This is a genomic window from Pseudoalteromonas sp. SR41-1 (assembly GCF_014164015.1).
In the GTDB taxonomy this organism is placed as follows: domain Bacteria; phylum Pseudomonadota; class Gammaproteobacteria; order Enterobacterales; family Alteromonadaceae; genus Pseudoalteromonas; species Pseudoalteromonas distincta.
This window is the reverse complement of record NZ_JACJEK010000017.1, coordinates 49,863-72,131: the sequence shown is the minus strand read 5'-3', so window position 1 is coordinate 72,131 and position 22,269 is coordinate 49,863. Positions and strand designations below refer to the sequence as shown.

22 protein-coding genes and 1 pseudogene are annotated in these 22,269 nt (G+C 39.1%); 17 read left to right on the top strand and 6 right to left on the bottom strand.

Features of this window, described 5'->3' with window-relative positions; translation table 11 throughout:
- The first annotated feature begins 87 nt into the window (after nucleotides 1-87).
- From folB to H5118_RS15045, 8 genes are all read left to right on the top strand, one after another.
- The gene (gene folB / locus H5118_RS15080; RefSeq protein WP_024595489.1) at nucleotides 88-447 is read left to right on the top strand and encodes a dihydroneopterin aldolase; all 360 of its coding nucleotides are present in this window, start codon (nucleotides 88-90) and stop codon (nucleotides 445-447) included.
- A complete protein-coding gene (gene folK / locus H5118_RS15075; RefSeq protein ID WP_024595488.1) occupies nucleotides 448-936 on the top strand; it encodes a 2-amino-4-hydroxy-6-hydroxymethyldihydropteridine diphosphokinase in 489 nt (162 codons plus the stop codon).
- Nucleotides 933-1,733, top strand: a complete 801-nt coding sequence (locus H5118_RS15070) for an undecaprenyl-diphosphate phosphatase (protein ID WP_182716854.1) — start codon at nucleotides 933-935, stop codon at nucleotides 1,731-1,733. The genes folK and H5118_RS15070 overlap by 4 nt, the downstream gene beginning before the upstream one ends.
- 175 nt (nucleotides 1,734-1,908) lie before the next feature.
- On the top strand, nucleotides 1,909-3,264 hold the full coding sequence (gene mpl, locus H5118_RS15065) for a UDP-N-acetylmuramate:L-alanyl-gamma-D-glutamyl-meso-diaminopimelate ligase (RefSeq protein WP_182749315.1): 1,356 nt from the start codon (nucleotides 1,909-1,911) through the stop codon (nucleotides 3,262-3,264).
- Nucleotide 3,265: 1 nt separating this feature from the next.
- Nucleotides 3,266-3,886, top strand: coding sequence for a flavin prenyltransferase UbiX (locus tag H5118_RS15060; protein ID WP_182749313.1), 621 nt, complete (start codon nucleotides 3,266-3,268; stop codon nucleotides 3,884-3,886).
- Nucleotides 3,886-4,815, top strand: a complete 930-nt coding sequence (locus H5118_RS15055) for an ABC transporter ATP-binding protein (RefSeq protein ID WP_182749311.1) — start codon at nucleotides 3,886-3,888, stop codon at nucleotides 4,813-4,815. The genes H5118_RS15060 and H5118_RS15055 overlap by 1 nt, the downstream gene beginning before the upstream one ends.
- Entirely contained in the window at nucleotides 4,816-5,583 is a 768-nt protein-coding gene (locus H5118_RS15050; RefSeq protein ID WP_002961025.1) for an ABC transporter permease, read from the top strand.
- Nucleotides 5,583-6,260: a tRNA (guanosine(46)-N(7))-methyltransferase TrmB gene (locus tag H5118_RS15045; RefSeq protein ID WP_002961024.1), complete on the top strand. Its 678-nt coding sequence runs from the start codon at nucleotides 5,583-5,585 to the stop codon at nucleotides 6,258-6,260. The genes H5118_RS15050 and H5118_RS15045 overlap by 1 nt, the downstream gene beginning before the upstream one ends.
- Nucleotides 6,261-6,526: 266 nt before the next feature.
- Here the strand turns inward: H5118_RS15045 and H5118_RS15040 are convergent, their stop codons facing one another.
- Nucleotides 6,527-8,407, bottom strand: a complete 1,881-nt coding sequence (locus H5118_RS15040) for a GGDEF domain-containing protein (RefSeq protein WP_182749309.1) — start codon at nucleotides 8,405-8,407, stop codon at nucleotides 6,527-6,529.
- A gap of 532 nt (nucleotides 8,408-8,939) precedes the next feature.
- Between H5118_RS15040 and panP the strand changes: the two genes are divergently transcribed.
- Entirely contained in the window at nucleotides 8,940-10,565 is a 1,626-nt protein-coding gene (gene panP, locus H5118_RS15035; RefSeq protein WP_002958981.1) for a pyridoxal-dependent aspartate 1-decarboxylase PanP, read from the top strand.
- Nucleotides 10,566-10,617: 52 nt separating this feature from the next.
- Here the strand turns inward: panP and serA are convergent, their stop codons facing one another.
- From serA to metK, 5 genes are all read right to left on the bottom strand, one after another.
- On the bottom strand, nucleotides 10,618-11,847 hold the full coding sequence (serA, locus tag H5118_RS15030; protein WP_024595232.1) for a phosphoglycerate dehydrogenase: 1,230 nt from the start codon (nucleotides 11,845-11,847) through the stop codon (nucleotides 10,618-10,620).
- Between the two features lie 9 nt (nucleotides 11,848-11,856).
- Entirely contained in the window at nucleotides 11,857-12,510 is a 654-nt protein-coding gene (gene rpiA / locus H5118_RS15025; protein WP_002958979.1) for a ribose-5-phosphate isomerase RpiA, read from the bottom strand.
- 53 nt (nucleotides 12,511-12,563) lie between these two features.
- The gene (locus tag H5118_RS15020; RefSeq protein WP_182749307.1) at nucleotides 12,564-13,160 is read right to left on the bottom strand and encodes a 5-formyltetrahydrofolate cyclo-ligase; all 597 of its coding nucleotides are present in this window, start codon (nucleotides 13,158-13,160) and stop codon (nucleotides 12,564-12,566) included.
- Between the two features lie 18 nt (nucleotides 13,161-13,178).
- Nucleotides 13,179-13,727 carry a hypothetical protein gene (locus tag H5118_RS15015; protein WP_024595234.1) on the bottom strand — a complete coding sequence of 183 codons (549 nt, stop codon included), beginning with the start codon at nucleotides 13,725-13,727 and terminating at the stop codon, nucleotides 13,179-13,181.
- Between the two features lie 175 nt (nucleotides 13,728-13,902).
- Nucleotides 13,903-15,054 carry a methionine adenosyltransferase gene (gene metK / locus H5118_RS15010; RefSeq protein WP_002958976.1) on the bottom strand — a complete coding sequence of 384 codons (1,152 nt, stop codon included), beginning with the start codon at nucleotides 15,052-15,054 and terminating at the stop codon, nucleotides 13,903-13,905.
- Nucleotides 15,055-15,358: 304 nt separating this feature from the next.
- Between metK and tkt the strand changes: the two genes are divergently transcribed.
- From tkt to H5118_RS14970, 8 genes and pseudogenes are all read left to right on the top strand, one after another.
- The gene (gene tkt, locus H5118_RS15005) at nucleotides 15,359-17,350 is read left to right on the top strand and encodes a transketolase (protein WP_182749305.1); all 1,992 of its coding nucleotides are present in this window, start codon (nucleotides 15,359-15,361) and stop codon (nucleotides 17,348-17,350) included.
- Between the two features lie 184 nt (nucleotides 17,351-17,534).
- Nucleotides 17,535-17,849 carry a pyrimidine/purine nucleoside phosphorylase gene (locus tag H5118_RS15000; protein ID WP_002958974.1) on the top strand — a complete coding sequence of 105 codons (315 nt, stop codon included), beginning with the start codon at nucleotides 17,535-17,537 and terminating at the stop codon, nucleotides 17,847-17,849.
- A 177-nt stretch (nucleotides 17,850-18,026) separates the two neighbouring features.
- A complete protein-coding gene (gene hpf / locus H5118_RS14995; protein WP_007376058.1) occupies nucleotides 18,027-18,383 on the top strand; it encodes a ribosome hibernation-promoting factor, HPF/YfiA family in 357 nt (118 codons plus the stop codon).
- 202 nt (nucleotides 18,384-18,585) lie between these two features.
- Nucleotides 18,586-19,761, top strand: a complete 1,176-nt coding sequence (locus H5118_RS14990; protein WP_182712292.1) for an NRAMP family divalent metal transporter — start codon at nucleotides 18,586-18,588, stop codon at nucleotides 19,759-19,761.
- A 71-nt stretch (nucleotides 19,762-19,832) separates the two neighbouring features.
- The gene (locus tag H5118_RS14985; RefSeq protein ID WP_182712273.1) at nucleotides 19,833-20,294 is read left to right on the top strand and encodes a GNAT family N-acetyltransferase; all 462 of its coding nucleotides are present in this window, start codon (nucleotides 19,833-19,835) and stop codon (nucleotides 20,292-20,294) included.
- Nucleotides 20,295-20,306: 12 nt separating this feature from the next.
- Nucleotides 20,307-20,723: a GNAT family N-acetyltransferase gene (locus H5118_RS14980; protein WP_182749303.1), complete on the top strand. Its 417-nt coding sequence runs from the start codon at nucleotides 20,307-20,309 to the stop codon at nucleotides 20,721-20,723.
- 59 nt (nucleotides 20,724-20,782) lie between these two features.
- A pseudogene (locus tag H5118_RS14975) lies at nucleotides 20,783-21,066 on the top strand (helix-turn-helix domain-containing protein).
- Nucleotides 21,067-21,225: 159 nt separating this feature from the next.
- Nucleotides 21,226-22,239: a PIN domain-containing protein gene (locus H5118_RS14970; protein ID WP_182749301.1), complete on the top strand. Its 1,014-nt coding sequence runs from the start codon at nucleotides 21,226-21,228 to the stop codon at nucleotides 22,237-22,239.
- Nucleotides 22,240-22,269: the final 30 nt, after the last annotated feature.

The window sequence follows — 22,269 nt, the reverse complement described above, 5'->3', positions numbered from 1 at the left end:
TTTAAACACTGGCTAAACCATATACAGTATTAATTTTATTGATGCTTAGTATAGTTGCTTAGTAGTTTGTTGTTATTTGGAGTATCAATGGATAAGGTTTTTATATCTCAATTGCACGTCGACACTATTATTGGAGTGTACGACTTTGAAAAAGAAAGTAAACAGAGCCTTTATTTTGATATTGAAATGCTAAGCGATATTAAGCCTGCAGCTGAAAATGACGATATTAATTTAGCACTGGATTACTCAAAAGTAAGTGAGCGAGTTATTGAGCACTGCACTTTAAAACCTGTAGAGTTGCTAGAAACTTTAGTTGAACAATTAGCGCATATTATTTTAAGCGAGTTTAATACTCCACAAGTTACTATAAGAGTAAGTAAACCTGCAGCAGTAGCACAAGCGCAAACTGTAGGTGTTGAAATTACACGTGTTAAGGCAATTGGTTAAATGGCTCAAATTTATATCAGCCTAGGGTCAAATATAAATAAAGCGCATTATATACAATGTGCATTAATTGCACTTAAGCAGCACTTTGAACATATTGTACACTCGTCTGTTTTTGAAAGTGAAGCAGTTGGGTTTGCTGGCAATAATTTTTATAATTCAGTCGTTGGCGCTACAACTGATATGTCGCTTGTTGATGTATGCGCTTTATTAAAACAAATAGAGCGTGATAATGGACGCACAGCGAACGATAAAAAATTTAGTCCACGAACGCTCGATTTAGATTTACTATTTTATGATGATGTAATTTGCGACTCCCCAGCACAATTACCACGAGATGAAATAACTAAAAACGCATTTGTATTACAACCTCTTAGCGAGGTTGCCCCAGATTTCTATCATCCTGTAGCTAAACAAACGATTGCGCAGTTATGGAATGAATATAATAACCCTCAACAAAAGCTATGGAAGGTGGAGTTTTCTAACCCATGAGTATCATCGAAATAATTATTTTAGCCCTCATACAGGGATTTACTGAGTTTTTACCAATTTCTAGTTCTGCGCACTTAATTCTCCCATCGCAAATTTTAGGCTGGGAAGATCAAGGGCTTGCGTTTGACGTGGCAGTCCATGTTGGTACTTTAATTGCTGTTGTTATTTATTTTCGCAAAGAGGTCGTCGACATACTCAGTGCGTGGTTTAAATCCTTTGGAGCACAGGGTACTAGTGATGATAGTAAGCTAGGTTGGTGGATAATTTTAGGCACTGTGCCTGCCGCTATTTTAGGCTTACTTTTAAAAGACTTTATAGAGTTGTACCTACGAAGCGCTTGGGTAATTGCTACTACCACAATTGTGTTTGGTTTATTGCTTTGGTACGCGGATGCAAAAGGTAAGCAAATTAAAACTATTTATCAGCTTAATTGGAAAACAGCACTTATTATTGGTTTTGCACAAGCTGTTGCAATGATCCCGGGAACTTCTCGCTCAGGTATCACGATGACTGCTGGTTTAATGCTTGGAATGAATAAGCAAAGCGCAGCGCGTTTTTCGTTCTTACTGGCAATTCCAATTATTTCTATGATGGGGCTTTATTATACTGCAGAGCTTGCTTTGGGTGACCATGTGGTTGATTGGAATACATTATTACTAGGTGTGGTGCTATCGTTCTTATCGGCTTATGCATGTATATTTATGTTTTTAAAAGTAATAGAGCGAATGGGCATGTTGCCATTTGTGATATATCGTTTATTGCTCGGTATAGGTTTAATAGTATTTTTAATGATGTAGCAAATAATGACTAATAAAAAAGCCTTCTAATTAAGAAGGCTTTTTTATTATCAAGTGGTCATTTTGGCACGAGTGAAATGCTTACTCGCAATGGTAACTAAGCACGAATTTTGGCATTATAGCGCCATTAAACTTTGCATAGCTGTAAAGTGAGCATACGATTTAAGGAAAGTATATGCATATACATATTTTGGGCATTTGTGGCACGTTTATGGGTGGCATTGCAGCCATTGCTAAATCATTAGGTCATAAAGTAACGGGTTCTGATCAGAACGTTTACCCACCAATGAGTACGCAACTTGAAGAGCTTGGCATTGAACTGACTCAAGGCTACGACGTATCTCAATTAGAGCCAAAGCCAGATATGGTCGTTATTGGTAATGCAATGAGCCGTGGTAACCCGTGTGTTGAATATGTGCTTGATAAAGGCCTGCCTTATACTTCAGGCCCTGAGTGGCTTAAGCATAACTTACTGCAAGATTCTTGGGTGCTTGCGGTTGCTGGTACGCATGGTAAAACAACCACAGCAAGTATGCTTGCGTGGGTGTTAGAGTACGCAGGTTTGAAACCAGGGTTTTTAATTGGCGGCATAGTGCAAAATTTTGGTGTATCGGCAAAAGTGGGTGAAACGCCTTTTTTTGTTATTGAAGCAGATGAATACGACACTGCTTTTTTTGATAAGCGCAGTAAGTTTGTGCATTACCTCCCGCGTACACTTATCTTAAATAATCTTGAATTCGATCACGCTGATATTTTTGAAGATTTAAACGCAATAAAAAAACAATTTCATCACTTAATGCGTACATTACCTCAAAGCGGCAAGGTAATTTGGCCAAAGCAAGACGTAGCGCTTAATGACGTAATAGCACAAGGGCTTTGGAGCGAAAGCGAAACGCTAGGCGATGATTGGAGCTATGAATTAATAAAAGCCGATGGAAGTGAGTTTAATGTATTACTTAATGGCGAAAAGCAGGGCACTGTCTGTTGGCAAGCAATAGGCGAGCATAACGTTAAAAATGCGATTATGACTATCGCAGCAGCGCGCCATGTGGGTATAGCTGTTGATCATAGTATTGATGCGTTAGGAGAATTTATTAGCCCTAAAAGGCGTATGGAGCTAAAAGCGGATATAAATAATATTAAAGTGTATGACGACTTTGCGCATCACCCAACAGCAATTAAAACTACGCTAGCAGGATTGCGCGCAAAAGTAGGCGATGAAAAAATTATCGCTATTTTAGAGCCGCGCTCAAACACCATGAAAATGGGCGTGCACCAATATACATTATTAGATTCATTACGTGATGCTGACAACGTACTCCTTTTTGAACCAGAGAATCTAAATTGGTCGCTAAAAGAGCAAGCAGATAAAGCAGGCATGCAGTGCTTTAACAGCACACAAACAATTATTGATACGGTGCTTGAAAATATTGAGCCTAATCAGCATATTTTAATTATGAGCAATGGCGGTTTTAATGGCCTTCATCAACACCTTGTTGATGGCTTAGCTGATAAATACAGCGGAGAATAGTGTGCAATTTAAAGATAGAATTACGCTCGCTTTTAGTGGTGCATCGGGTGCGCCTTATGGGCTTAGGTTACTTGAAGTATTACTAGAGCAGCAATTTCAGGTCTACGTTCTCATTTCAAGTGCAGCACGCGTGGTGCTTGATACAGAATCAAATATTAAGCTCTCTGGTAATGAAGATAAAGCCACAGAGCAGTTAAGTTCGCTGTTTAATGCCAAACCTGAACAGCTAAAAGTATACGGTAAAGATAACTGGTTTAGCCCTGTGGCTTCGGGCTCTGCTGCTCCTAAAAAAATGGTAGTATGCCCATGTAGTGCCGGGTCGGTTTCTGCAATTGCAGTGGGGGCGTCTGATAATTTATTAGAGCGCGCCGCTGATGTGGTAATTAAAGAACGCGGACAGCTCATTTTAGTGCCTCGCGAAACACCATTTAACGAAATTCATTTAGAAAACATGCTTAAGTTATCTCGTTTAGGGGTAACAATTATGCCAGCCGCACCTGGTTTTTATCATAAGCCACAAAGTATTGAAGACTTAGTTGATTTTATGGTGGCGAGAATTTTAGATCATTTAAATATTGAGCATAACCTAACAAAACGTTGGGGTTATGGTGAGGGTAAGTAATGAATAAGCAAAATATTGCTTTAAATATAGAAGGCCTTACCAAGGTTTATAAAAATGGTGTTGAGGCTATTAAAGGCGTTGATTTACAAGTTGAAGAGGGCGATTTTTTCGCTTTGCTTGGTCCAAATGGAGCTGGTAAATCAACTACTATTGGTGTTATTTCGTCACTTGTTAATAAAACAAAAGGCAAAGTAGAAGTATTTGGCTGTGATATTGATACTGATTTAGAAGCTGCAAAAGCGCATTTAGGCTTAGTGCCGCAAGAATTTAATTTTAGCCAGTTTGAAACGCTTAGCCAAATACTGGTTAACCAAGCCGGTTATTATGGTGTGCCACGTGGTGAAGCCCATAAACGTGCTGATAAATACCTAGCACAGCTGGGTTTATTAGAGAAAAAAGACAAGCAAGCTCGTACGCTTTCAGGCGGAATGAAACGTCGATTAATGATTGCACGCGCCCTTATGCACGAGCCAAAATTACTTATACTTGATGAGCCAACAGCGGGTGTAGACATAGAACTTCGTCGTTCAATGTGGGATTTTTTACGCCAAATAAATGAGCAAAGCGTTACTATTATTTTAACCACACACTACCTTGAAGAAGCTGAGTTACTGTGTAAAAACATAGCGATTATTGATTCTGGTCGAATTGTTGAAAACACCACCATTAAAGCACTGCTTGCAAAACTTGATAAAGAAACCTTTATTTTAGATTTAAAAATGCCAGCAAACCCTGTCACGCTTGAAGGTTATAAGTTTACGATGACGGACGATCATACTGTTGAAGTAGAAGTCGCTAAATCACAGGGCTTAAATGCGGTATTTAGCGCATTAACAACCCAAGGAAATACAGTATTGAGTATGCGAAATAAAGCAAACAGACTAGAAGAGTTATTTGTAGGATTACTAGAGCAAGGGCGGGGCGAATAAATGTTTAAATATGGCGTAGCCTTAAAGAGTTTATGGATTAAAGAGTGTATTCGTTTTTTACGTATCTGGGTACAAACCTTAGTGCCGCCAGCAATTACGATGAGCTTATATTTTGTTATTTTTGGTAACTTAATTGGTTCACGTATTGGTGATATGGGCGGCTTTAGTTATATGGAGTTTATTGTACCTGGTCTTATAATGATGTCGGTTATTACTAATTCCTATTCCAACGTAGCCTCTAGTTTTTACTCAACAAAATTTCAAAAAAGCATTGAAGAGCTTTTAGTTGCACCTGTGCCTAATTACATCATTGTACTGGGTTATATGGGCGGCGGTATGACGCGCGGTATTATGGTGGGCTTTATAGTTACTTGTGTATCGTTATTATTTGTTGATATTCAAATTCATAATATTTTTGTAATTATGGCGACCGTTATTTTAACCTCAGCTGTGTTTGCTTTAGGTGGCTTAATTAATGCAATTTATGCAAATAGCTTTGACGATATAAGCATTATTCCCACCTTTATACTAACGCCATTAACTTACTTAGGCGGTGTATTTTATTCAATTACGTTATTGCCAGAATTTTGGCAAAACGTATCGCAAATAAACCCTATTATTTACATGGTAAATGCATTTCGCTATGGCTTTTTAGGTGTGTCGGATGTTGATTTAAGTGTAGCGCTAGGTGTTATTTTGGTGTTTATTACGGTGTTATTTACTTTAGCGCTAACTTTAATTAAAAAAGGTGTGGGGCTAAGACACTAATGAGTGATGCAAATTCACGTAGTATTGTATCTAATCAAGCGGGTATTCACGAAAAGCTTGATGAAATAGTAAATAAGCATTTAGATGCTGAATTTAAAAAGCCAATAGCAGCGCATACCCAAGCCGCATTTGACGAGGTTAATGCTAAAGTACAAGCCTTTAGTGGCCCGCTTATTTTGGACTCGTGTTGTGGCGTGGGTGAAAGCTCAGCTAACTTAGCTAAGCGCCACCCTGATGCACTTATAGTTGGAATTGATAAATCTTCGCACCGATTAGATAAGCATGATGTTGAATATAAGCAAACCGACAGTGGTCAGTACATCTTAGTGCAAGCAGATTTAAATGACTTTTGGCGTTTAGCGGTAGCCGCCAATTGGCAACCTACGCACCATTATTTGTTGTATCCAAACCCGTGGCCTAAATCTAAGCATATTCGTAGGCGCTGGCATGGCGCAGCTATTTTTCCATTTATCGTTAAGTTAGGTGGAAAATTAGAAGTGCGCAGCAATTGGGATATTTACGTTAAGGAGTTTGCTCGGGCGCTTGAATTAACAGGCAACCCTTGCGATGTAACACTTTATGAGTCAGACGATGCAATTACGCCTTTTGAGCGTAAATACTGGGCCAGTGGCCAGCAAAGCCACCGACTCGTTATAAACTTACCTAGGGCGTGTTGACCTTTCGTGATTGATTTTGCAGCAGCATGTTTGGTTTTTAGGCAAGGCGGAGCCTATGTAGTGTGGTTATTCCCCATAAATAGGCGATAACGCAGCATAAAGACCAAACATGTGCTGCCCTTTGGGTTCTTTCTAGGGACGATTAACTCTTTGTTGCTCAGTTTTTACTTAGCCCACTAGGTTACAAACCTCGCGCCGCGATTTAATCGCCCCTAGATTGAACAAATTTCAATCCACAAAGATCAACACGCCCTGGTTAAAGTAAGTCAAAGTGCTAATTCTTCTGTAACCGTATTAACATGTGGGACTGGGTGGGCAAAATAATTGCCTTGCATTAGTGTCACATTCGCCTTTTTAAGTGCGGTTACTATGGTTGTATTTTCTACCGATTCTGCCATTAATTGTAAACCAAGTTGATTAGCAAAGCTGGCTATATGCTCAATAAACAAGTAGATATCTTTGTCATTCACTATTTGCTTTATTAATGCGCCATCTAATTTAATACCATCTACTTCAAGCTTAAGTACGTTTGATATATTTGAATAACCACTACCAAAGTCATCAATAATAACCTTAACGCCTTTCGTTTTAACCATGCCAATAAATGCTTTTACTTCAGAGAAGTTGGCAATAGCTTGGGTTTCTAAAAGCTCTAATGTGATATTACCAGGATGCGGGTAGCGCTTAAGTTCGTCCGCAATAAACTCACTTAAATTAGGGTCGAGCATATCTTGTGCTGTTATATTTAAACTCCAGCAAATATCGGTTTTTCTAAAGCGACTAACACATTGTGAAAATATAGTACGGGTAAGTATTCCGTCCAGTCTTGAGCGGGTAACAACATTTAAAAATGCATCAGGTTTTAATACTTCCCCTTGCGCTGTTACCATTCGAGCTAAACATTCGTATTGAACGACCTTATTGGTATTTGTGTCAATAATGGGTTGAAAGTAAGGCACTATACGATTGTTATCAAACGCTTCTCGCACTTCTTTAGCCATTTCTACATTGTATTGATATTGCGTTTTTACATCGTGTAGCGCTTTTGAGTAGTTAACTACACTATGCCTGCCTTGTTTAGCTTGCAGCGCTGCTATATGAGCGTTTTCAAGTAGTAGCGATTTATTACCACTGGCAATACCTGCACATAGGGTTATGTAGATAAAAGGGTCAGTTAACACCGGTGTATTAAAGTTATATGTTTTTACGAGGTCGGTAAATTCGTCATTACTCATTTCCTTAGGCGCGAGTAATACTATTTTATTTGTTGCTAGTCTGTATATATGGCAATGCGTAGAGCTTCTAAGTTTAAAGTGAATAAGTAAGTTTTTCATTACCTTGTCACCCACTTCAGTGCCATAAAAACTGTTTATATCTTCTATTTCATTAACCCAAATAACGGCTAATTGCATGTGATGTGCATTACTTTTTTTAATAAAATACTCAAGTGCAATATGATTTGAAAAACCAGTACTTGAGTCAGTTGCTAAAGACCGTTTTAGTAAATAAATATATATGGCGGCAACGAGTATCGCGATAAAAAAGAAGAAGCTAGCCATTGCAGCAGCTTTTGATACGCTTTCTTTAAGTTTCTCGTTTAAGTCATAAATAGTGATATCGGCACCCGTTAAATAGGTATTGCCGTTGATTGGGTCAACGTAAGGAATAAAAATTGTTTTAAAGTGGCCCCACTGATCGCTCGATATTTCAAATACTGGCTCTGTTGAATAAAAAGCACTTATATTTGCATCGGTAGCTTCAGGGTAGAGATCTAAAAATTGAGTTACCTTGCCATTATTCTGATCGTCTTGCGTGTAGCTTGATGAGCTAAAAAGCACCTTACCGTCTTTTAAAATCATTGAATAGACATAAGCAATATCAAGTGCTTGAGCAAACTCAGAGAGTTGTTTACTTTTATCTTGATAGTAAGAAAAACTTATATTATCGCCTTGATTAACCGCACTTAAATAATCGTCACCTAAAATATGTTTAACGCTGGTGGCGGCATTAAGTAAGCGATTATCAACCGACTGCATTATTTCAGCACGCGTGGTTTGGTAAGTGTAGTAAACGTAGGTTAGCAAGCTTATTAAAAACAAGCTAAAGCCTGCCACTATCCAACTAACTTTGACTCTTCCTTCTGGCATATGTGTCCCTTTTTTGTTATCAAATTTATTATACCCAAAATAAGTAAATGCCCAATAAATAATTAGGTTTGGTAGAGTTTTAATTAGGGTCTGTTTATCTTTGCGGATTATAATTTGTTCAAACTAGGGGCGATTTAATCGCGGCGCGAGATTTGTAACCTAGTGGTCTAAGTAAAAACCGAGCAACAAAGAGTAAATAGACCCTAGGCAGAACCCTTTGGGCAGCGCCTGTTTGGCATTAATGCTACGTTATCGCCTATTTATGGGGAATAACCACACTACATAGGCGCTGCCTTGCCTAAATACCAAACAGGCTGCTGCAAATTTAACCTTGAAAGATAAATAGACCCTAAATTATCATTTTTTTGTCATCGCTTTGATTGCTTTTATAGGTTTAAACGAGACATTTTAGTTATATTGCAGTAAAGTTAGCGCAATTTTTAAAGAAACACGATTGCTCCAAATGTCCTAATAAGTAGGCGTTTTTGATGGGTAAGCGCGTGTTTTAGCTACACACACACTAGGTATTAAGATGGATCAAAAGCGTTGTGCCGTCGCCTCTAAAGAAAGCCTTAAGCGTATATTTACTGTACCTGAAGCGCCAGACTCAACTTTAAGCAAAATCGAGCTTGAAATTTCGAGTAATTTAGCAGGTTTTCTAAACGAAAATATAGCGGCAATTGAAAAACCATTACATGAAATAGAAAAAGATTTTCAATCGGCAGTGATCCCAGAAGATCCAACGTTTGTCTCTGCTTATGCCCAAGACATAATGGAGCAACTTGTTGCACATTCTGTGCATACAGCTGCGCCTAGTTTTATTGGTCACATGACCTCTGCCTTGCCGCACTTTTTATTACCGCTGTCAAAATTGATGGTAGGGCTAAATCAAAATCTAGTAAAAATAGAAACATCTAAAGCGTTTACGCCTCTTGAGCGTCAAGTGCTTGGGATGATGCATCATTTAGCTTATGGGCAAGAAGACTCATTTTATTCTAAATGGATGCACAGTGCTAAAACCTCATTAGGTGCATTTTGCTCTGGTGGTACGGTTGCTAATATTACTGCGCTTTGGATTGCGCGAAACCGCTTATTAAAACCTGATGGCGATTTTAGAGGCATTGGTGCACAAGGCTTAATTGCTGGTATGCTGCATTACGGTTATAAAGGTTTAGCAGTATTAATATCAGAACGCGGACATTACTCATTAGGTAAATCGGTTGATTTACTCGGCATTGGTCGCGATAACTTAATTGGTATTAAAACTTGTGAAAATAATAAAGTCGATGTAACAGCTATGCGTGAAAAAGCACGTGAGCTTGAAGCGCAAGGCATTAAAGTAATGGCGATTATTGGGGTCGCGGGGACAACCGAAACCGGTAATATTGACCCACTTGATGAAATGGCCGACTTAGCACAAGACATTAACTGCCATTTTCATGTAGATGCTGCATGGGGGGGAGCGACCCTTTTATCGAGTACGCACCGTCCTTTACTAAAAGGGATTGAGCGAGCAGATTCAATTACCATCGATGCACATAAACAAATGTATGTACCAATGGGAGCGGGTTTGGTTTTATTTAAAGACCCCGCTGCAACTGATGCAATAGAGCATCACGCTGAGTACATATTACGTAAAGGTTCAAAAGACTTAGGTAGCCACACGCTTGAAGGCAGCCGACCGGGTATGGCAATGTTAGTACACGCTTGCTTACGTGTTATTGGTCGTAAAGGTTACGAAATGCTGATTGATCGCAGCATCAAAAAAGCACATTACTTTGCTGATTTAATTAAGGCTGATGAAGACTTTGAGCTTATTTCGGAGCCTGAGTTGTGCTTATTAACGTATCGTTATGTACCTAAGCAAATTAAACAAGCAATAGCCGATGCAGATGCTGCAACTCGGTTAGATATTTTTGCTTCACTGAACCGTTTTACTGCCAGTATGCAAAAGCGTCAACGCGAGTCAGGTCGCTCATTTGTATCACGTACACGCTTAACGCCTTCTAAATACGACAATCAACCAACGGTTGTATTTAGAGTGGTTCTAGCTAACCCGCTTACCTCAGGCGCTATTTTAAAAGAGATATTAGCTGAGCAAAAAGAGTTGGCTGCAACAGATCCGGTATTCAAAAAATACTTGAGAAAGTATATGTAATCTAAATACAAAAAAGGGTCCATAAGGACCCTTTTTTAATATCAAAGAATGGTTAATGTAAAATACGTGCTCTAATTGTACCCTCAACAGCGCTCAGTTCTTTAAGTGCTACTTCAGATTGATCTGTATCAACATCAATAACTACATAACCAATAGATGCGTCTGTTTGTAGGTATTGCGCAGCAATATTAATACCGTGCTGTGCAAACGCTTGGTTAATTTGCGTTAGTACACCTGGGCGGTTGTGGTGTACGTGTAATAAACGGCTACGATTAGCAAGCTCAGGTAGCGATACTTCAGGGAAGTTAACCGCAGTAATAGTTGAGCCATTATCTGAATATTTAGCCAATTTACCCGCTACTTCAATACCAATGTTTTCTTGCGCTTCTTGTGTAGAACCACCAATGTGCGGCGTTAAAATAACATTGTCGAATTGGCGCAGTGGCGATACAAATTCTTCATCGTTAGATTTTGGCTCAGTAGGGAACACATCGATTGCTGCACCACTTAGTTTTTTCTCTGTAAGCGCTTCTGCAAGAGCATCAATATCAACAACAGTTCCGCGTGATGCATTGATCAAAATAGACCCCTGCTTCATAACTGCAAGTTCTGCTGTACCAATAAGGTTTTTAGTTTGCGGTGTTTCTGGTACATGTAAGCTAATAATATCAGAGCGTTGTAACAGCTGAGTAAGGTTATGAACTTGTGTTGCATTACCCAGTGATAACTTATCTTCGATATCGTAAAACTCCACGTTCATACCGATATTTTCAGCCATAATACCTAGCTGAGTACCAATGTGACCGTAGCCAATAATACCTAATGTTTTACCACGTGCTTCAAACGAACCATTTGCTGTTTTTAACCAGCCACCACGATGAGCCGCTGCATTACGCTCTGGAATACCACGTAATAAAAGTAGAATTTCGCCAAGTACAAGTTCAGCAACTGAACGAGTATTAGAAAATGGAGCGTTAAATACAGCAATACCACGTTCGCGTGCAGCATCTAAATCAACTTGGTTTGTACCAATACAAAAACAACCAATAGCAACTAGCTTTTCAGCTGAGTCTAATACGGCTTGGTTAATATGAGTACGAGAACGAAGTCCTACAAAGTGAACATCTTTAATGCGCTCTTTAAGCTCGTCCTCAGGTAAGGATGTTTTAACGTAGTCGATATTGCTGTAACCGTTACGTTTTAGCGTTTCAACAGCGCTTTGGTGAACACCTTCAAGCAAGAGAATTTTAATTTTGTCTTTTGCTAACGATACCTTACTCATAACCTCATCCTATTTAATTTGTGGCCCATTTTTGGTACCGATAATCACTTTATCAGCACCTCGCATCGCAAATAGGCCGTTGGTAACTACGCCAACAATTGAATTTATTTGTGTTTCAAGTTGTTTGGCATTGGTAATTTTTAAGTTAAATACATCTAATATAACGTTACCATTATCGGTAACTACGCCTTGGCGATAAACAGGGTCACCACCAAGTTTTAATAATTCTCGTGCAACGTAGCTGCGCGCCATTGGAATAACTTCCACCGGAAGCGGGAAGTCGCCCAATGTATCTACCAGCTTTGTGTCATCAACAATACACACAAACTGTTTTGCAACTGCAGCTACTATTTTTTCACGTGTTAGTGCTGCGCCGCCGCCTTTAATCATTTCGTTTTGAGCGTTTATTTCGTCAGCGCCGTCAACGTATACATCTAAAGCATCAACGTTATTAAGTTCAAACACTTCAATACCTAACGCTTCCAAACGTGCAGTTGACGCTTCTGAGCTTGATACAGCGCCTACAATAGTGTCCTTTACTGAGCCAAGGGCATCAATAAAGTGATTAACAGTAGAGCCTGTACCGACACCTACAATGGTGTTTTCTTTTACAAACTCGAGAGCTGCCCAAGCAGCTGCTTTTTTTAATTCGTCTTGTGTCATTGCTTTGTGCTCATGTATGTCAGAAATATGCGGTTAGTAACCAAAATTAAATGTTACCAACAGTATGTTTTATCTGGGGTGATAATGGTTTTAAGAGGTACGTCCCATGACTCGATTGGTAGAGCATCAACTTTTTGGCATTCATGTGCAAGGCCAATTAGTTGTGGTTTTTGCCAATTTTGTTCATGTAAACGTGCCAATGTCCGGTCGTAAAACCCACCTCCCATTCCTAGGCGATTACCTTGTTTATCAAATGCCACTAATGGCATAAGGAGGTAATCAAGCGCTGGTAATGGGCATATTTGAGAGCAGTTCAGCTTAGGCTCCAAGATACCATAGCGATTTGCCCTCATGGGTGAGTTTTTCTCATAGCGCTGAAATAGTAAATTAGCGCCATTGAATGGGTGTATTATAGGTAGATAAACAGCATGGTTTAAGTTCCATAATTCTTTAATTAACAATGAAGTGTCTAGTTCTCCGTCGTTACTTAAATAAATGGCAATATGCTTTGAATTCGTTGTGTTTTCGCTTTTTAAGTGTTGAATAAAATTCATTTTTAGCGATTGCGCAGCAATTATTTGCTGATTATTTGACAAGTTTTTACGGGTGTTACGAATTTCAGCTCTTATTTGTGCGCGTTCATTGCTCATTAAACTAATTAGCCATTTTTAAAAAGAGAATAAATCGGGAAAAATTAAAAAAACAGCAAGTACAACTAGCAAAATGGTGGCAGTTGCAATCAATGAATATAAAAGTAAGTTACTGCGTTTTTTAGGAGTAGCTAAATCCTCATCTAGCATTAGGTCGTCATTTTGCCATTCGTCTACACTTTCGTCTGGTGTATTTAATTGAGCTTCAGGAAGGCGTTGCTCTAGCTCATCTAGCTTTTCTTCAAGGCGTATTAAGCTGCTAGTGATGTAATCAAGTGCATCAAAAATACGTTCATCACGTTGGTTGTTATTTGCAGCTGCGGGGGAGCTATTTTGAATCGCATTTGAAACAGCTTGCAGCTTACTTTTAATACCTAGGCTTGCTAATAACTTAGTCTGTTTTAACGCTTTGTCTTTATCGCTTGGCGCAAACAGCGGCTTACCTTTAAAAAAAAGAGCTACTTTTTCATCTGACGTTTTTAATTTTGCAGCTAAGTTTGCGCACGCTGTTTTTATGTCAACGTTATCGGCAAGTCCTGCAAATATAACGCGAAAGTTATCGGCCATTTAACTATCCCTAAAGCTTTTATAATGAAATGAGTATATACCTAAAGTACAAAAGAATTCGAGGTTGATTTTATAGTTATTTTGTAGACGTACTACAAACAATGTAACTGATAAGTTTTAGATACAAAAACGGCCCTATTAAGGGCCGTTTTTAATTTACTTCAACACTTTTAGCTTAAAGGCCAGCAGCTGCACGAAGTGCATCAGCTTTATCTGTACGTTCCCAAGGGAATTCGTCACGACCAAAGTGGCCGTAAGCCGCTGTAGGAAGGTAGATAGGGCGCTCTAAATCAAGCATTTGAATTAAGCCGTAAGGGCGCAGGTCAAAGTGTTCACGAATAAGTTCGATTAAACGGCTTTCTTCTAACTTGCTTGTACCAAACGTTTCAACGCTGATAGATGTAGGCTCTGCAACACCGATTGCGTAAGAAACTTGTAATTCACATTTATCAGCAAGGCCAGCCGCAACTACGTTTTTAGCAACGTAACGTGCAGCGTATGCAGCTGAGCGGTCAACTTTTGATGGATCTTTACCAGAGAAAGCACCACCACCGTGACGAGCCATACCACCGTATGTATCAACGATGATTTTACGACCTGTTAAACCACAATCGCCCATTGGTCCGCCAATTACAAAGCGACCCGTTGGGTTAATGAAAAATTTAGTCGCGCTTGTAATAAGCTCTGCAGGAAGTACCGGCTTGATGATAGTCTCCATCACCGCTTCTACTAAATCTTTTTGCGAAATGTCTTCGCTGTGCTGAGTAGATAGTACTACTGCATCAATACCTACTGGCTTACCATTTTCGTATGCAAAAGTAACTTGAGATTTTGCATCTGGACGTAACCAGTTAAGCTCGCCGCTTTTACGTACTTGCGCTTGGCGCTGTACTAAACGGTGTGAGTAAGTAATTGGCGCAGGCATTAGTACTTCTGTTTCGTTACATGCGTAACCAAACATAAGACCTTGGTCGCCAGCACCTTGTTCTTCTGGGCTAGTACGGTCAACACCTTGGTTAATGTCAGGAGACTGTTTACCAATAGTGTTTAAAATTGCACATGAATCTGCATCGAAACCCATGTCTGAATGCGTGTAGCCAATTTCACGTACTGTTTTACGTGTAATTTCTTCAATATCAACCCATGCGCTAGTAGTGATTTCACCACCAACCATAACCATACCTGTTTTTACGTAAGTTTCGCACGCAACACGGGCATGAGAGTCTTGCTCTAGGATAGCATCAAGTACCGCATCAGAGATTTGATCGGCGATTTTATCCGGATGACCTTCAGAAACTGATTCAGAAGTAAATAAATGTTTTGCCATTGTAATTCTGCTCACAAATATTGCGCTTCACAAACGTCGGTATTAGCGCTAAAAAATTAAGGGGCGTATTTTATCGAAAACAAAACACCTTGCATAGTGTTTTTACGCCTAGACGTCTAAATAAAATTACTAATAACTTTTTGGTCTTAAAAAATATTCATAATGCCTCACTTTTATAGGGTTTTTAATTGCACACAGCCCCCACAATAAGTAAGAATGGTCGATATAAACAAACCCAAGTTACTTGGGTGCATAAACAAACACATAAATACCCGCGCAAATACACATAAAGGTAGGAGAATTCATGCCATCTCGCAAAGAACTTGCAAATGCTATTCGCGTCTTGTCAATGGACGCAGTACAAAAGGCCAAATCTGGTCACCCTGGAGCCCCTATGGGCATGGCTGATATCGCAGAAGTATTATGGCGCGATTATCTAAAACACAACCCAACAAATCCAGAGTGGGCTGACCGTGACAGATTTATTCTTTCAAACGGCCACGGTTCAATGCTTATCTATTCTCTATTGCATCTAAGTGGTTACGACTTACCACTGGACGAAATTAAAAACTTCCGTCAAATGCATTCTAAAACACCAGGTCATCCAGAATATGGTTACGCACCAGGAATCGAAACTACTACGGGTCCATTAGGTCAAGGGATCACAAATGCCGTAGGTATGGCAATTGCCGAAAAAGCACTTGCTGCACAGTTTAACCGCGAAGGTCACGATATTGTTGATCACTTTACCTATGCATTTATGGGCGATGGCTGCCTTATGGAAGGTATTTCTCATGAAGCTGGTTCACTTGCAGGCACATTAGGTCTGGGTAAACTTGTTGCATTTTGGGATGACAACGGCATTTCAATCGATGGTGAAGTAGAAGGTTGGTTTACAGATGACACGCCAGCTCGCTTTAAAGCATACGGTTGGCATGTAATTAGTGGTGTTGATGGCCACGACAGCGATGCTATAAGTGCTGCAATTGCAGAAGCTAAAAGTGTTACCGATAAACCATCACTAATTTGTTGTAAAACAATTATTGGTTACGGCTCACCTAATAAATCTGGTAGCCACGATTGTCACGGTGCACCACTAGGTGATGACGAAATTAAAGCGTCTCGCGAATTCTTAGGTTGGACTGGCGATGCGTTCGAAATTCCTGATGATATTTACGCACAATGGGATAGCAAAGAAAAAGGTCAGCAGCTTGAATCAAGCTGGGACGAAAAATTTGCAGCATACGCAAAAGCATACCCAGAGCTTGCAGCTGAATATAAGCGTCGTATTAATAACGAACTGCCTGGCGATTGGGCTGAAAAATCTCAAGCGTACATTGAGCAATTACAAGCAAACCCTGCAAACCCAGCGTCTCGTAAAGCATCGCAAAATGCATTAAACGCATTTGGTCCGTTATTACCAGAATTTATGGGTGGCTCAGCCGATTTAGCAGGCTCAAACTTAACAATTTGGGATGGCTCTAAAGGTTTAACACACGACGATGCAAGCGGTAACTACATTTACTACGGTGTACGTGAGTTTGGTATGTCGGCAATTATGAATGGTATTGCCCTTCATAAAGGCTTTATTCCTTACGGTGCTACGTTCTTAATGTTTGTTGAATATGCAAAAAATGCCGTACGTATGGCTGCATTAATGAAGCAACCAAGCATTTTTGTATACACGCACGATTCAATCGGTTTAGGTGAAGATGGTCCAACTCACCAACCAGTAGAGCAAATTGCAAGCATGCGTTTAACGCCTAACTTATACAACTGGCGCCCATGTGACCAAGTTGAGTCGGCAATTGCATGGCAACAAGCTATTGAGCGTAAAGACGGTCCTACATCGTTAATTTTTACTCGCCAAGGTCTTGAGCAACAAGCGCGTGACGCACAGCAATTAGCAGACGTTAAAAAGGGTGGTTACATCCTTAGCTGTGACGGCAATCCTGAAATTATTTTAATTGCAACGGGTTCTGAAGTGCAACTAGCACAAGATTCAGCAACTGAGCTACGCAGCCAAGGTAAAAAGGTACGTGTTGTATCTATGCCATGTACTGATGCCTTTGAAGATCAAAGCGCAGCATACAAAGAAAGCGTATTACCGGCATCTGTTACACGCCGCGTAGCAGTAGAAGCAGGTATTGCTGACTACTGGTACAAGTACGTAGGTCTAAATGGCGCAGTAGTAGGTATGACTACCTTTGGTGAGTCGGCGCCTGCTGGTGAGCTGTTTGAGCACTTTGGTTTTACTGTGGCAAACATTGTAAGCAAAGCAAACGAGCTTTTTTAATCGCTTTGATTAAATAAAGTAAGTAATTGAAAAACCCGCACATGTTGCGGGTTTTTTTATGCCCTTACATGAAGCAACTTCACCTTGAACAATGCTGCTTTCCTTGCAAGAAAGTAAGCTATCAGGCAAGGTAGTGCGATAAAATTTATAAATAAAAATCTTAAATTAATAGCAGGAGCTAAAAATGCCAAAGTTCGATAACGTAAGTGTAGTAAAAAAAGCCAATGTATATTTTGACGGAAAAGTGTCGAGCCGTACCGTTATTTTAGGTGATGGAGAAGCGAAAACGTTAGGCTTTATGCAACCAGGTGAGTTTGTTTTTGATACAAACCAAAAAGAATGCATGGAGCTTTTAGCTGGCCAATGGGATATTTTATTACCAGGGGCAAGTGAGTGGAAAACATTTAACGCAGGTGAATCGTTTAATGTTGATGCAAATGTAAGCTTTAAAGTAAAAGTATCTGATTTTGCTGACTACTGTTGTTCGTACACAGATTAATCAATACAGCTAGACGTCTGAAAGCCCATGCACTATGGGCTTTGCATAAACTTTGCACAACGCATGATTTAAATCACCAAAAACCGCAAATAAACCTCAAATATCTCTCTTTTTTCCTTGTGTTAATCTAAATAGCCCCCAATACTATTTATGAGGTAACAAATAAAAGGATACCCTATGAAAATTAATCTTTCTGGTCACCATGTTGAAGTTACTGACTCTATTAGAGAGCACATCAACGAAAAATTTTCAAAAATCGAGAGCCACTTTCCATCGCTTATTGCACTCGATATTATTTTGTCTAAAGAGCATCATAAAATCCAAGCTGAAATTAGCACTAATTACGAAGGCACGCGCATATCGGTAAAAGGGGAAAACGAAGTTATGTACCCTGCCATTGCAAGCGCAGCTAAAAAACTCGATGCGGCACTAAAACATCGAAAAGGGCAGATAAAAGCAAACTTACACGAAAAGCCTGTTAGCACTACACCTGAAATCGCACACGAGATCATCCAAGAGATGGATCTTAAATAAAATTTAGTCACAAAGTATTGTAAAAAAGAGCCGTATGGCTCTTTTTTATTGCCTGTAATTTAGGTAAGTTATGCGTTCTTGCAGTTTATTAATCAAAAAAATTAATAAAAGCAGCGTATAACACACATATTTTGAGAAATTAATGCACACAACAAAAGCAGTATGGAAGTCTCGACTAGGTGCGCTTGGACCTGGAATACTCATGGCAACAGCCGCTATTGGCGGTTCTCACTTAGTTGCCTCTACGCAAGCTGGGGCAATATTTGGCTGGCAACTATTTTGGCTAATACTGGTTGTTAATGTTTTAAAGTACCCGTTTTTTCGCTTTGGTATGGAATACACACTCGCGACTAAAAATAGCCTAGTGGAGGGCTATAAAAGTAAAGGCCCGTTTTATTTTTACAGTTTTATCGGTTTAAACATTGTAGCCGCCGTAGTTAATACCGCTGGCGTATTACTACTTACTGCAAGCTTACTGCATTACGCGTTGCCCGTAGTGATAGAAGTAACACTGCTATGTTGGATATTATTAGGAGTGTGCTTAGCCATATTATTGTTAGGGCACTTTAAAGCGCTCGACAGTGTGGCCAAAGGCATAATGGGGTTATTAACGCTGGCTACCGTTATTGCGTTAGTTATCGCGTTTAGTAATGGCCCAATGGCGCCTGCTGACTATGTTGGCCCATCACCTTACGAGCTGGCTATGCTGAGCTTTATGGTGGCTTTAATGGGTTGGATGCCAGCCCCTATCGAAATATCTGCATTAAGTTCTTTATGGCTAAAAGAAAAACAAGCGCAGCAAACAGTTTCTAAAAGCCAAGGCTTGTTCGATTTTAACGTAGGTTACTGGCTTACAGCTGGCTTAGCCTTGGTATTTTTTAGCTTAGGTGTATTAGTGCAGTACGGGCAAACCAGTAGTATAGAACTCGGCGGTGTCGCGTTTGCCAAGCAGCTTATTGATATGTACGCATTAACAATAGGCGAGTGGGCAAGGCCGCTTGTATCAGCAATCGCCTTTTTATGTATGTTTGGCACTACACTTACCGTGCTAGATGGCTACGCCCGCACGCTTAACGAATCTCATAAACTACTTGGCTTTAAGCAATCAAAACACAGCCTAAATATTTGGCTTGTACTGCAAGCACTAGCTGGCATGGCCGTTATTTTATTCTTTAAATCAGCCCTTGGTCCAATGCTTACGTTTGCAATGACACTTTCGTTTGTTACCACCCCCGTTTTTGCATGGCTTAACTTTAGCCTTGTGCGCTCAGAGCCTGCTATAAAGCACAGCGTGCTATTACGTAGTTTAACGTGGTTAGGTTTAGTGTATTTAGTAGGCTTTGCTGTTGCGTTTGTAGTATGGAAACTAGCAGCCTAAATAGAGCCACTTACTTTAGGGTTTTCATTAAAGCCCTAAAGCATTAAATTCTAGGATTAAACGAGGTATAAATGGATATTAGAATAGGTGAGCTTTCAAACCCACACGTTATAAAACTACTACATGCGCATCATAACGATATGCTAAAGCACTCACCTGTTGAGAGCGTACATGCACTTGATGTGAGCAAACTCACTCAGCCCGATATAATCTTTTATAGCTTATGGATTGATAATAATTTAGCGGGTGTTGGCGCGTTAAAAGCGCTCGATGCCACTCATGGCGAAATTAAATCAATGCGCACCTCAAGCAACTATTTACGCCAAGGCATCGCTGCTAAATTGCTCACACATATTATTGAGCAAGCAACTTTGCGAGGTTACAAAAAGTTAAGCTTAGAGACCGGCACGGCAAAGGCATTTTTGCCCGCACAAAAGCTTTACACTCAATTTGGTTTTAAAGAGTGCGAACCGTTTGGTGATTATGAGTTAGATCCGTACAGCTTGTTTATGAGTAAAGGGCTTCAAAAGTGAGTAGGGGATGTTATGGAATATAAGGTTGAATATTCAGCTCCAGCACTGGATGAATTTACTAATTTACGCGCACAAGCAAAGTGGCAAAACCCTGACGATAAAACATTAAAAGCAAGCATTGAAAACTCACTTTTTTGGGTTGCCGTATACGATACTGATAAGTTAATAGGCACTGGTAGAGTAATCGGTGATGGCGCAATGTATTTTTATATTCAAGATGTAATTGTTGCGCCAAGTTATCAAAAACAAGGCATAGGTCATTTAGTTATGACCCACATTGAAAACTATCTAAACAACACCTGCTCTAATGGCGCTACTATAGGTTTATTAAGTGCTCACGGTAAAGAAAGCTTTTATACACAATATGGTTATGTAAAGCGTGATGGAGATGTTTTAGGATTAGGAATGTGTAAGTTTATTAGCAAGTAATAATAAATATTGCTGCATGATATCAAGATTATTAAGATAGCTTTCAAAGGTATTGCGCAATGAGCAAACGTGATTTATTTTCAGAATTAACGACAGCACTTGTGGACGCTAAAGCACATTCACAAGGAAAGCTTACGTTACGCACTTATTCAGTAAATGATATTAACGATCTTGTTGTCTCCCCTGATGAAGTAGTGAATATTCGAGAAACATCCAGAATACATAAGCAAGAACGCTCGAAAATTGGGAACAAGGACGCAGCGCACCAAATGGGCAAGCGATAACATTGCTAAAGCTTGTACAGCGTCATCCTGAAGTGTTAAATCACATAGCTGAGTTGTGAGTTTTATCAAGTTCATCTATGTAAAAGGGTGATTTAGATATACTCAGGTTTATTTTAAAAGGCAAAAAAGAGACTATCTCATAACTTTATAGTTTGTTTATGAGTAAGATGCTTTAAAGTTTTAGCTGTTAGGATTAATTTAAATTAAAGGAATAGGTTATGGCAATTAAACATGTATTTATTGACTCATGTGCTTATCGGAATTTAGGTTTTGATACTTTTTCAAATCAAGCTTTTAAACAATTAAAAAAGTATTGTGAGATGAGTCACTGCCAACTTTATATAACAAGTATCATCACCAAAGAGGTTGAGGGTATCCTTGAAGTAATGGAAAATGATGCCTTGAATCTTATAGGTAAACTTAAAGGAAAAACTAAGTTACTTAGCCCATCAATAGATGAACAATATGAGATGCTAAAAAGTAATATTGAAGGCAAGTACTCTGAATATTTTACTAACTTTCTAACGACAGTAAATTGTATTGAAGTTCCAATTACAAATATTGATGAAACTGAATTACTGGATATGTATTTCTTACAAAAACCTCCATTTAAAGGGAAGTCTGGAAACAAGTCTAAAAGTGAATTTCCTGATGCTATTAATATTTTAGCTTTAAAAGAATATATGAACCAGCGTGATTCAATTGTAGAAGAGTGGCATTTAGTATCACATGATAGTGATTTTGGCTCTTTAGAATATTCTGAAAAAGAGATTTTTACCTATAAAACGCTTAAAGATTTAATGACCGCTATTAATAAAGAAAATGACTCAAAGGTCGGTCAAGTTATAGAGTTTTTAAAAGGTAATGTGACTAAAAATAAATTGATAACATATGTTGAAAACTTTTTTGAAGATGTATGCGAAAACAGTTTGAACTTATTAGAAATTCAAGAGTGGAATAGAGGTATTCTTGATCTTGAAATGCACTCAGCAAATATAGAGGTTATAAATATTGCCGTTATTGAGAAAGATTTAGATGAGCCAATAGCTGTAATTGAATATGAAGTAGTATTGACTTTGGATGCTGGCTTCGAATATATGAGGAGAGACTGTCAGACAACTCTAGTTTTAGAACAGGTAGTGCAGCTCGATTGTTATGTTGACTACTATGAAGTATCAAATAGAAATATTGAATACTCTTTAAAAAATATAGTTCATAAATTTTATAATTAAAAAACTGGAGTCGATATTTAAGCTTTAGCT

Coding starts and splice junctions, on each gene's coding strand:
- H5118_RS14990 (WP_182712292.1), top strand. CDS start 18,586: ATGGCAACAGCCGCTATTGGCGGTTCTCACTTAGTTGCCTCTACGCAA.
- H5118_RS15015 (WP_024595234.1), bottom strand. CDS start 13,727: ATGGCCGATAACTTTCGCGTTATATTTGCAGGACTTGCCGATAACGTT.
- H5118_RS14970 (WP_182749301.1), top strand. CDS start 21,226: ATGGCAATTAAACATGTATTTATTGACTCATGTGCTTATCGGAATTTA.
- H5118_RS15000 (WP_002958974.1), top strand. CDS start 17,535: ATGCCAAAGTTCGATAACGTAAGTGTAGTAAAAAAAGCCAATGTATAT.
- mpl (WP_182749315.1), top strand. CDS start 1,909: ATGCATATACATATTTTGGGCATTTGTGGCACGTTTATGGGTGGCATT.
- H5118_RS15040 (WP_182749309.1), bottom strand. CDS start 8,407: ATGCCAGAAGGAAGAGTCAAAGTTAGTTGGATAGTGGCAGGCTTTAGC.
- H5118_RS15020 (WP_182749307.1), bottom strand. CDS start 13,160: ATGAGCAATGAACGCGCACAAATAAGAGCTGAAATTCGTAACACCCGT.
- H5118_RS14980 (WP_182749303.1), top strand. CDS start 20,307: ATGGAATATAAGGTTGAATATTCAGCTCCAGCACTGGATGAATTTACT.
- H5118_RS14985 (WP_182712273.1), top strand. CDS start 19,833: ATGGATATTAGAATAGGTGAGCTTTCAAACCCACACGTTATAAAACTA.
- folK (WP_024595488.1), top strand. CDS start 448: ATGGCTCAAATTTATATCAGCCTAGGGTCAAATATAAATAAAGCGCAT.
- panP (WP_002958981.1), top strand. CDS start 8,940: ATGGATCAAAAGCGTTGTGCCGTCGCCTCTAAAGAAAGCCTTAAGCGT.
- folB (WP_024595489.1), top strand. CDS start 88: ATGGATAAGGTTTTTATATCTCAATTGCACGTCGACACTATTATTGGA.
- serA (WP_024595232.1), bottom strand. CDS start 11,847: ATGAGTAAGGTATCGTTAGCAAAAGACAAAATTAAAATTCTCTTGCTT.
- tkt (WP_182749305.1), top strand. CDS start 15,359: ATGCCATCTCGCAAAGAACTTGCAAATGCTATTCGCGTCTTGTCAATG.
- rpiA (WP_002958979.1), bottom strand. CDS start 12,510: ATGACACAAGACGAATTAAAAAAAGCAGCTGCTTGGGCAGCTCTCGAG.
- H5118_RS15045 (WP_002961024.1), top strand. CDS start 5,583: ATGAGTGATGCAAATTCACGTAGTATTGTATCTAATCAAGCGGGTATT.
- H5118_RS15050 (WP_002961025.1), top strand. CDS start 4,816: ATGTTTAAATATGGCGTAGCCTTAAAGAGTTTATGGATTAAAGAGTGT.
- H5118_RS15070 (WP_182716854.1), top strand. CDS start 933: ATGAGTATCATCGAAATAATTATTTTAGCCCTCATACAGGGATTTACT.
- hpf (WP_007376058.1), top strand. CDS start 18,027: ATGAAAATTAATCTTTCTGGTCACCATGTTGAAGTTACTGACTCTATT.
- metK (WP_002958976.1), bottom strand. CDS start 15,054: ATGGCAAAACATTTATTTACTTCTGAATCAGTTTCTGAAGGTCATCCG.
- H5118_RS15055 (WP_182749311.1), top strand. CDS start 3,886: ATGAATAAGCAAAATATTGCTTTAAATATAGAAGGCCTTACCAAGGTT.